The organism is Methylobacterium sp. WL119, from assembly GCF_008039875.1.
In the GTDB taxonomy this organism is placed as follows: Bacteria; Pseudomonadota; Alphaproteobacteria; order Rhizobiales; family Beijerinckiaceae; genus Methylobacterium.
The window spans coordinates 1-8,690 of the sequence record NZ_VRUU01000147.1 but is presented as its reverse complement, the minus strand read 5'-3'; the positions used below and the strand labels follow the sequence as shown (position 1 = coordinate 8,690).

At 72.0% G+C, this 8,690-nt stretch carries 10 protein-coding genes and 1 pseudogene; 5 read left to right on the top strand and 6 right to left on the bottom strand.

What is annotated here, in order from left to right; translation table 11 throughout:
* Positions 1–148 precede the first annotated feature (148 nt).
* The 5 genes from FV227_RS26680 to FV227_RS26660 all read right to left on the bottom strand — a co-directional run bounded on the left by FV227_RS26680 (position 149) and on the right by FV227_RS26660 (position 4,859).
* Positions 149–1,393 (bottom strand): MFS transporter, encoded by a 1,245-nt coding sequence (locus FV227_RS26680; protein ID WP_147860298.1) that lies wholly within the window; start codon positions 1,391–1,393, stop codon positions 149–151.
* 177 nt (positions 1,394–1,570) lie between these two features.
* The gene (locus FV227_RS26675; protein ID WP_147727231.1) at positions 1,571–2,437 is read right to left on the bottom strand and encodes a flagellar motor protein MotB; all 867 of its coding nucleotides are present in this window, start codon (positions 2,435–2,437) and stop codon (positions 1,571–1,573) included.
* 34 nt (positions 2,438–2,471) lie between these two features.
* Complete coding sequence (motA, locus tag FV227_RS26670) at positions 2,472–3,329, bottom strand: flagellar motor stator protein MotA (RefSeq protein ID WP_147727230.1); 858 nt, start codon at positions 3,327–3,329, stop codon at positions 2,472–2,474.
* A 177-nt stretch (positions 3,330–3,506) separates the two neighbouring features.
* The gene (locus FV227_RS26665) at positions 3,507–4,376 is read right to left on the bottom strand and encodes an SDR family oxidoreductase (protein WP_147727229.1); all 870 of its coding nucleotides are present in this window, start codon (positions 4,374–4,376) and stop codon (positions 3,507–3,509) included.
* Positions 4,377–4,469: 93 nt separating this feature from the next.
* Complete coding sequence (locus tag FV227_RS26660) at positions 4,470–4,859, bottom strand: tautomerase family protein (protein WP_147727228.1); 390 nt, start codon at positions 4,857–4,859, stop codon at positions 4,470–4,472.
* A gap of 97 nt (positions 4,860–4,956) precedes the next feature.
* On the opposite strand from FV227_RS26660, the gene FV227_RS26655 reads away from it, so the two are divergent.
* The 3 genes from FV227_RS26655 to FV227_RS26645 all read left to right on the top strand — a co-directional run bounded on the left by FV227_RS26655 (position 4,957) and on the right by FV227_RS26645 (position 6,652).
* A complete protein-coding gene (locus FV227_RS26655; RefSeq protein WP_147860297.1) occupies positions 4,957–5,817 on the top strand; it encodes a LysR family transcriptional regulator in 861 nt (286 codons plus the stop codon).
* Between the two features lie 171 nt (positions 5,818–5,988).
* The gene (locus tag FV227_RS26650) at positions 5,989–6,351 is read left to right on the top strand and encodes a type II toxin-antitoxin system RelE/ParE family toxin (protein WP_187274964.1); all 363 of its coding nucleotides are present in this window, start codon (positions 5,989–5,991) and stop codon (positions 6,349–6,351) included.
* Entirely contained in the window at positions 6,326–6,652 is a 327-nt protein-coding gene (locus tag FV227_RS26645; RefSeq protein WP_147729756.1) for a DNA-binding transcriptional regulator, read from the top strand. Before FV227_RS26650 ends, FV227_RS26645 begins: the two co-directional genes overlap by 26 nt.
* 144 nt (positions 6,653–6,796) lie before the next feature.
* Here FV227_RS26645 and secB read toward each other — a convergent pair whose 3' ends face one another.
* Complete coding sequence (gene secB / locus FV227_RS26640) at positions 6,797–7,297, bottom strand: protein-export chaperone SecB (RefSeq protein ID WP_147729755.1); 501 nt, start codon at positions 7,295–7,297, stop codon at positions 6,797–6,799.
* Positions 7,298–7,729: 432 nt separating this feature from the next.
* On the opposite strand from secB, the gene FV227_RS26635 reads away from it, so the two are divergent.
* Together FV227_RS26635 and FV227_RS26630 are read left to right on the top strand one after the other, a co-directional pair.
* Positions 7,730–8,446: a Tim44/TimA family putative adaptor protein gene (locus FV227_RS26635; RefSeq protein WP_147860295.1), complete on the top strand. Its 717-nt coding sequence runs from the start codon at positions 7,730–7,732 to the stop codon at positions 8,444–8,446.
* 31 nt (positions 8,447–8,477) lie between these two features.
* A pseudogene (locus FV227_RS26630) lies at positions 8,478–8,690 on the top strand (transglycosylase); the annotation flags it as partial.

Genomic DNA, 8,690 nt, shown 5'->3' with positions numbered 1-8,690 from the left:
GGCAAGGAGGGGAGGGGGTAAGGTGCCGGCGGCCGCGCGTCGGGGCGATGCGACCGGCCGACACGGGGCCTGTCGCGCCCCGGCGCGTCACGTTTCGTGCCACCCGATGCGCGAGCGTGAACCCGCGCGCGATCCCGCAGTTCCGGGATCACGTCGCGGGGTGCAGGGTGCGGGCCTGGCGCCGCCGCGAGCGCCGGCCGGGCTCGGGCGTCGCGTCGAACCAGATCACCAGGGCGAGCGCCGCCAGCGCCGGCGCGCCGAGCGCCAGGAACGCGCCGGTCCAGCCGAGCAGGCCGAAGGCGAGGCCGCCGTACCAGGCCGAGAGCGCGCCGCCGATGCCCTGCACCGCGTTGACGGTGCCGAGCGCCGTCTGCGTCCGGCCCGAGCCCCAGGTCAGGTCGGCGACCACCACCGGCACCGCCACGCCGACGATGCCGGAGGCGACGCCGTCGAGGATCTCGGCCGCGATCAGCCAGGTCGGGTCGTCGACGAAGGCCGAGAGCGCGGCGCGCACCGGCAGCACCGCGAAGGCCGCCAGCAGCAGCTTGCGCCGGCCGCGCCGGTCGGCGAGCGAGCCGGAAAACAGCGCCACCGGCACCATCGTGAGCTGGGCCACCATCACGTAGATCGCGGTCCAGTGCGTCGCGCTGACGGCGGTGGCGACGAGCTTCTGGCCGAGCAGCGAGAGCATGCCGCCGCTGCCGAGGTTGAACAGCGTCAGCGCGCAGGCGAGCACCAGCAGCCGGCGGTCGCCGAGCACGGCGCGGATGCCGGCCCGCTGCGGCGCCTCCTCCGCTCCGTCTTCCCCACCGGGCTCCGTCCAGCCGACCGCGCGGCGCTGGCTCCAGGCCGAGGCCGGGGTGGTCAGCGCAGCGGCGATCGCCAGCACCGCCATCAGGCCGAGCACCCAGAAGGCGATCGCCGACCCGAACCGGGCGGTGCCCAGCGTGATGGCGCCGGCGGCGATCAGGATGCCGACGTGGTTGAAGGCCTGATTGCGCCCCTGCTGGCCCGGGAACCGGTCCTTGCCGACGATCCCGAGGGTCAGCGCGGTCACCGCCGGCAGCAGCAGCGTGCCGCCGGCCGCCGCCAGCAGCTGCGCCGTGAACACGAAGGCGAAGGCGCGGGCCGGCAGCAGCAGCAGCGTGCCGGCGAGGATTGCGGTGCAGGCCGCGGCGATCAGCAGCCGCGGCCGCCCGACCCGGTCGACCAGCGCGCCGAACGGGCCGGAGAGCAGCAGCGTGCCGAACCCGACCAGGGTGGTGACGAGGCCGACGCGGGCCGGGCTCCACGATCCGGCCTCGGCCAGCCACGTGCCGAGGAACGGTCCCAAGCCGCCCTGGATGTCGCCGATGAAGACGTTGATCAGGGCGAGGTGGGTGGTCGGGGCCATGCCGTCCTTGGGTGCACGCGGGAGCGGCGCAGGGCGTGGCCCGGTCCGGTCCCGCGGTCAAGGTACGATCGGATCGGGCGGAGTCGCGGTGCTCAGGCGGCGCAAGCGGTCCGCTCGGGGCGGAAAGCGGCGCGCGGGAAGACGCTGCGGCCTCGGAGGGCGCCGGGCGCCCCGTCGTCAGCGGAGAACGTTCGGGGGCACCGGCGGGCTCCCGTTGAGCAGGGTGATCGTCACCCGCCGGTTCGGCGCGATGTAGGGATTGTCGGGGAAGACCGGCTCGGTGTCGGCGCGTCCCACCACGGACGCGAAGTTGTCGTTGGGCACCCCGGCACCGGCCAGGACCTCGCGCACGGCGAGCGCCCGCCCGGCGGTGAGGGTCCAGGGCTCGCCGGCCCGCGTCGAGCCCGGGCGCGCGGCGGCCGTGTGGCCGGTGATGGACAGGCGGTTGGGCAGCTTGCGCAGGGCGGGCGCGAGCGCCTCCAGCACGCGGCGGGTGCGCTCGTAGGGCTCGACGGAGCCCTCGCGGAACATCGAGCGGCCGTCGTCGTCCACGAGGGAGACGTTCACGCCCTCCTTGGTCGTCTCGAACACGATGTTGCGCGACAATTCGGCGATCTCGGGCAGCTTCTGGAGCGCCTGCCGGAGGCTGGCGATGGCGCTGTAGTTGGCCGGAACGCTGGCGGCCCGCCGGCTCGCCTCGAGATCGCTGGCGCTGCCCGGGCTGCTCGCGCGCACCGCATCCTCCTGCTGGGCGGAGCCCGTCGCCGCCTCGCGGGGCTTGGACGGCTTGTTGCCCGAGGTGTCGAGGGAGGTGCCGTACAGCAAGCCGCCGGCGCCGCTGGTCGCAGGGCTCGAAGCCGCCGGCGCGAAGTATTCCGCCAGGCCGATCTTCTGCTCCTGCGTCGTCATGCTGATCAGCCACATCAGCAGGAAGAACGCCATCATGGCGGTGACGAAGTCCGCATAGGCGATCTTCCAGGCCCCGCCGTGGTGGGCATGCGCGGCCTTCTTGACCTTCTTGATGATGATCGGCTGGAGGGCCATGGCCGTCGAGTCCCTGCGCGAGGTGGGGTCGGAACTAGGCGGGCAGGGCGGCGGTCGCCGCTTCCACTTCGTTGAAGGTCGGGCGGACGTCGCTCATCAGGGCCTTGCGGGCGAACTCGACCGCCATCACCGGCGGCTGGCCGGCGATGTGGGCGAGGAGGCCCGCCTTGAGCGAGACGTAGTACTTGGATTCGGCCTCGAAGAGGCTCTTGAGCGACTGCGCCATCGGCCCGAAGAAGCCGTAGGCGACGAACACGCCGAAGAAGGTGCCGACGAGCGCGCCGCCGATCAGATGCCCCAGTACCTCCGGCGGCTCCTTGATCGCCCCCATGGTCTTGATCACGCCGAGCACGGCGGCGACGATGCCGAGCGCCGGCGTTCCGTCGGCGAGCGACTGCATGGCCGAGATGATCCGCTCCTGCTCCTGGTGGTGCGTCTCCAGCTCCTCGTCCATCAGGGCGTCGATCTCGTGGACGTTGTTGGCGCCCAGCGTCACCATGCGCATGTAGTCGCAGACGAACTCGACCGCGTGGTGGTTCGCCGCGAAGGTCGGGAAGCTGTTGAACAGCGCCGACTCGCTCGGCTCCTCGATGTGCGGCTCGAGCGCCATCAGGCCCTTCTGCTTCGCGAGCCGATACAGCGAATACTGCATGCCCAGCAGCTCGACATAGGCTTGCTGATTGTATTTCGGCCCCTTCACGAGCGTGGCCAGCATGGCGGGCACGGCCTTGAGCACCGGCCCGGTGTTGCCGATGATGAAGGCGCCGATCGCCGCGCCGAGGATGATGACGAACTCGAACGGCTGCCACAGCACTTCCAGGTGGCCGCCCATCGCCGCGTAGCTGCCGAAGACGCAGGCGAAGACGACCAGTGTGCCGATGATCAGCCGCATGATTTGCCACCCTTGCGCGGCGGCAGGGACAGCCCGAGCGACGCCACTAGCGATCCGACAAATTGCTGATCTCGGTTAACGGCGGGTTTAGGCCGTGGCTCGGATGCCGTCCGGCTCCCTCGGCTCGCGGTCCGGGCGCCCGGCGACGGCGCCCGGACCGCGCGCCGAGACCCGCCCTCAGATCGTGACCATGCCGCCCGTCACCGCGATCATCGCGCCGTTGATGTAGCTCGCTGCGTCGGAGGCCAGCATCACGTAGGGGGGCGCGAGCTCGGCCGGCTGGCCGGGGCGCCCGGCCGGCGTCATCGAGCCGAAGCTCTCGACCTGGCTGGTGTACATCGTCGACGGGATCAGCGGCGTCCAGATCGGGCCCGGCAGCACCGCGTTGGCGCGGATGCCGCGCTTGCCCAGGATCTTGGCGAGGTTCGCCACCATGTTGCACAGCGCCGCCTTGGTCGAGGAATAGGCGAGCTGCTGCTCGACCGGGTTCTTGGCGTTGACCGAGGAGGTGGCGATGATCGAGGCGCCGGGCTTCAGGTGCGGCGAGGCGGCCTTGAGGATGTAGAACATCGCGTGGACGTTGACCGCGTATTGCCGGTCCCAGTCGGCGATCGCGATGCCCTCGAGGTCGTCGGCCAGCACCTGCACGGCGGCGTTGTTGACGAACACGTCGAGCCGGCCGAACTCCGCGATCGTCGTCTCGACCAGCGCGGCGCAATGGCCGGCCTCCGAGACGTCGCCCGGCAAGAGCAGCGCGCGCCGGCCGGCCTTCTCGATCCAGGCGGCGGTGTCCTTGGCGTCGTCGTGCTCGTCGAGATAGGCGAGCGCCACGTCGGCGCCCTCGCGGGCATAGGCGATCGCCACCGCCCGGCCGATGCCGGAATCGCCCCCGGTGATCAGCGCGACCTTGCCGGTGAGCTGGCCGGAGCCGACGTAGCTGTGCTCGCCGTGATCGGGCGGCGGCTGCATCTCGGACGAGCGGCCGGGATAGGGGATCGGCCGGGCCGCGAAGGGCGGCTCGGGGCGCGGGGAGGCGGTGTCGGACATGACGTTCCCATCGGTGAGGCCGCGGGATGCGGCGCCTCCTCGGGAACACGCCGGGAGGCGGACCGGCTCAAAGCGGCCTGCCGCGCCGGATCGTCACGCCGGCGGGCCGTACTGCATCAGCCCGTCGCCGAACGACCAGTTCTCGCGCGCGACCTCCACCAGGTTCACGAGCACGTTGCCCGGCTTCACGCCCGGATCCCGCCCGAGGTTGCGGGCGATCGCCGCGTAGAGCGCCCGCTTCTGCGCGGTGTCGCGGGTGTCGTTGGCGGTGATCTGGATCATCACGAGGTCGTCGTCCCGCGCGATGCCGAGATAGCCGGGATCGTAGGCGAAGGCGGAGGAGCCGTGCTCGTGGATCACCGTGAACAGGTCGTTCTCGGGCACCGCGAAGGCCTCGCGCATCGCCGCGTAGAGGCCGGCGACGAGGGCGGCGTGGTAGGCCGGGCTCTTGCCGGCGCGCAGGGAGATGCGGGTCAGGGGCATGGCGGGGGTCCTCGGGTCCGGTCGAGGGACACCCTTGCCGTCCGCGATGATAACGGCAAGATATCGGACGCTATATCTGCCATAACGGATCGATGTGATGCTGACCCGCCCGCTCGACATCGAAAGCGTCCAGGCCTTCGTGCTCACCGTCGACCTGGCGAGCTTCACCCGCGCCGCCGCGGCGCTGGAGACCTCGCAGGCCGGGATCAGCCTGCGGCTGAAGCGGCTCGAGGACCGGCTCGGCTGCCGCCTCGTCGACCGCACCCCGCGCAGCGTCCGGGCCTCGGCGCGGGGCGAGCGCTTCCTGCCCGCCGCCCGCGACCTGCTGGCGGCCCATGCGCGGGCGATGGCCGACCTCGCTGCCGCGCCGCCCGCCCGGCTCGTCCTCGGGATCAGCGACCACGTCGCCGGCCCGGACCTGCCGGCGCTGCTGCACCGGCTCGGGCTCGCCGGGTCCGGCCTCGTCGTCGAGGTGCGGATCGCCCCGTCGCGCGACGTGATGCGCCTGTTCGATGCGGGCGAGGTCGACGCGGCGATCGTCCGGAGCGAGGACCCGGCCGAGGCGGGCGGCACGGTGCTGGCCGAGGAGCGGCTGGCGTGGTTCGCCGCCCCCGGCTTCCGGTTCGAGCCCGGCGCGCCCCTGCCGATGGCGACGCTCGCCGGCCCCTGCAACGTCCGGGCGGCGGCGTTGCGCGCGCTCGACGCGGCCGACCTGCCCTGGAGCGAGATCTTCGTCGGCGGCGGCGTGCTCGCCGTCGGCGCCGCGGTGACGGCCGGGCTCGCGGTGTCGGCGCTCGCCCCCAGCGTCGCGCCCGCCGGCGCGCGGGACGTCGGCGCCGCGTTCGGGCTGCCGGCCTTGCCGCTCACCCGGATCGTGCTGCACGCGCAGGCGCCGGACCCGCGCGCCGCCGCGGCGCTGCGCACGCTGGCGGCCGCCTATCGCGGCGTGGCGCGGTGAGGGTCTCCACGGCACCGAGGGCGGCGCTGCCCCGGGATCGGGGAGAGGCTTGAACCGTAGGATTCGTTCCTATACTTTGGGCGTCGGTACCGAGCGCTTGCGTTCCCGGTCTTGAGAGGCCGCCGAACGGATCGAGGTTCGGTCCATGTCGGGGGTGTCATGAGACTTTTCGTGACCCGCTCGGCATGGAAGCAGGCCTGCAAGGGCAAGATCGCCGCGGGCACGCTCGCCAAGGCCGCCGAGAAGGCCAATCTCCGGCTGGTGGACGCCGAGATCGGCGCTCACCTGTACAAGCAGCACGTCGGCCGAAAGGGCGATTTCCGTGCCGTCCTCTTCCTGGTCACGGACCGGCGATGCGTCGTCCTGCACATCTTTCCCAAGAACGTCCAACCCAACATCAAGGGTGCCGAACTGACGACCCTTCGCGCGTTCGCGAAGATCCTCGCAGATGTCGGCGACGCCGGATTCGAGACGCTTGCCGAAACCCAGGGGTGGAAGGACCTCTCCGATGAGAAGCCCGAAACGGACCTATAGGAGCGATCTGCTTCAATCGATCCACGAGGCCACGAGCGACCTTCACGCCATCGGGGCGATCGACAAGGCGACGCTGCGCCGGTTCGATGTTTCGTGCCTCACGCCCATCGAGCCGCTGCCGCCCGAGAGCATCCGGCGGATCCGCGAACAGGCCAACATGAGCCAGGCGATCTTCGCCAAGGCTCTCAACGTGACGACCTCGCTGGTGAGCAAGTGGGAGCGGGGAGACGCCAAGCCTGGCGGTCCCTCGCTCAAGCTGCTCTCGCTGGTGAGCCACAAGGGCATCGAAGCGATCCTGTAACGCGCCCCGGGCGTGCCGGCCGGGCTGTCCGCGCCGGCGGATCGCTTTCAGCGAGCCGCCCGGATGCGGTGTTTCCCGTGAAAACGAAACAGCCCGGCCGCGCGCGCGGCCGGGCTGTCGTCGAGACGCGGGAGGCCGCGGAACTCAGGAGGCGAGGGGGCCGGTCGCCTCGCCGGCGCCCTGGGCTTCCATCGCCTTCTGGCGGTAGAGGCCGACGAAGTCGATCGGGTCGATGTAGAGCGGCGGGAAGCCGCCGTTGCGCACGGCCTCGGCCACGATCTGGCGGGCGAACGGGAACAGCAGGCGCGGGCACTCAATCATCACCGCCGGGTGGACCTGGTCCTGCGGGATGTTGCGCATGCGGAACACGCCGGCATACTTCAGGTCGAAGGCGAACAGCACGTCGCCGTTGATCTTGGCGTCGCCCTCCAGCGTCAGCTCGACCTCGAAGTCGGCCTCGGCGAGCTGCTGCGCGTTGACGTTGACCTGGATGTTGATCTGCGGGCCCTGGCCCTCCTGGGGCTGGAGCGAGCGCGGCGCGTTCGGGTTCTCGAAGGACAGGTCCTTGGTGTACTGCGCGAGCGCGTTGATCGCGGGGGCCTCGTCGGCCTGCCCGTTGCCGTTCGGTGCGGGGGAATCGGCCATGGCGGGTCATCCTTCTCGAAAGATCGAACACCGGCCGCGGGCCGATGGCTACGGGTGACCGCCATGCCTGTGCGGTCGTGGGCAGAGGCGAGGCCGCTAACATGCCCGTTCGATGCGGACAAGCGAGGCGCCGGACGGCGCGCGGACCCCGCGCCGCGGCCGGTCCCGGCGGCGCGTGTCGCGACGACGCGGCCGGGGCGATCCTCCGCGATGTCGCCTGGAACCGGCCGGTGCATTGCCCCATATGCCCATTGCCCCCTATGCAAAGGGGGACGCGGCGCGTTTCCTCGAGAGCCCGGCCGCGTCCGCTCGAGGATGCGTGCGGCGTGACATGACCATCGTGCGACCCCTCTCGGATTTCCCGGAGCCGCGCGCACGGGCCAAGGCTGCGGCCGGGACCCGCGCTCCACGGCGGCCACCATCGGATCGGTGATGCAGGACAGCTTCGACGTGACGACGATCATCTTCCTGGCGCTCGCCGTCTTCGTGATCTGGCGGCTGCGCTCGGTCCTCGGGCAGAAGACCGGCGCCGAGCGCGCCCCGTTCAAGCCGGTCGACCGCAGCCGCACCGAGCCCCAGCCCGGCCGCGGCGACGGCGACAACGTCGTGCGCCTGCCCGGCGCCGACCGGGTCCAGCCCGAGCGCGCCGCCGAGGCCCAGGCGCGCGACTGGCGCGGCATCGCCGAGCCCGGCTCGGCCGTCGCCCGCGGCCTCGAGGCGATCGTCCAGGCCGAGCCCGGCTTCGAGCCGCGCGCCTTCATCGAGGGCGCCAAGGGCGCCTACGAGGCGATCATGATCGCCTTCGCCAAGGGCGACCGGAAGACCCTGAAATCCCTGCTCTCCCGCGAGGTCGGCGACGCGTTCGAGCGCGCCATCGCCGAGCGCGAGAAGAACCGCCAGACGGTGGAGACCACCTTCGTCTCGATCGACAAGGCCGAGATCGTCGCCGTCGACGTGCGGAACCGCGTCGCGCAGGTCACGGTGCGGTTCCTCTCCAACCTCATCACCGCCACCCGCAACGCCGACGGCGTCGTGGTGGACGGCAGCGCCGAAGCCGTGGTCGAGGTGCCCGACGTCTGGACCTTCGCCCGCACCCTGGGCACCCGCGACCCGAACTGGCAGCTGGTCGCGACCGAAGCCGGGGCCTGAGGGCGCCCGCGCAGCCATCGTCCCGAGAGCCATGCCGCCCCGACACCCGCCCCGTCCGACCGCAGCGTTCCGCGCTGCGGTCGCTCTCGTTTCGGGGGCCGCCGCGGCGAGCGCCGCCGAGCCGCTGCGCGTCGGCAACGCCGTGCTGGAGCCGGTCGCGATCGCGGCCCTGCCCGGCTGGCAGGCGGACGAGACGGCGGCGGCCTTCGAGGCCTTCCGCCGGACCTGCGCCGCGCCCGGCCCC

Bases quoted from the DNA above. Each gene is read 5' to 3' on its own strand.
- FV227_RS26645 (WP_147729756.1), top strand. From the start codon at position 6,326: ATGAGAAGCCCGAAACGGACCTATAGGAGCGATCTGCTTCAATCGATC.
- FV227_RS26660 (WP_147727228.1), bottom strand. From the start codon at position 4,859: ATGCCCCTGACCCGCATCTCCCTGCGCGCCGGCAAGAGCCCGGCCTAC.
- FV227_RS26635 (WP_147860295.1), top strand. From the start codon at position 7,730: ATGCAGGACAGCTTCGACGTGACGACGATCATCTTCCTGGCGCTCGCC.
- FV227_RS26655 (WP_147860297.1), top strand. From the start codon at position 4,957: ATGCTGACCCGCCCGCTCGACATCGAAAGCGTCCAGGCCTTCGTGCTC.
- FV227_RS26665 (WP_147727229.1), bottom strand. From the start codon at position 4,376: ATGTCCGACACCGCCTCCCCGCGCCCCGAGCCGCCCTTCGCGGCCCGG.
- secB (WP_147729755.1), bottom strand. From the start codon at position 7,297: ATGGCCGATTCCCCCGCACCGAACGGCAACGGGCAGGCCGACGAGGCC.
- motA (WP_147727230.1), bottom strand. From the start codon at position 3,329: ATGCGGCTGATCATCGGCACACTGGTCGTCTTCGCCTGCGTCTTCGGC.
- FV227_RS26675 (WP_147727231.1), bottom strand. From the start codon at position 2,437: ATGGCCCTCCAGCCGATCATCATCAAGAAGGTCAAGAAGGCCGCGCAT.
- FV227_RS26680 (WP_147860298.1), bottom strand. From the start codon at position 1,393: ATGGCCCCGACCACCCACCTCGCCCTGATCAACGTCTTCATCGGCGAC.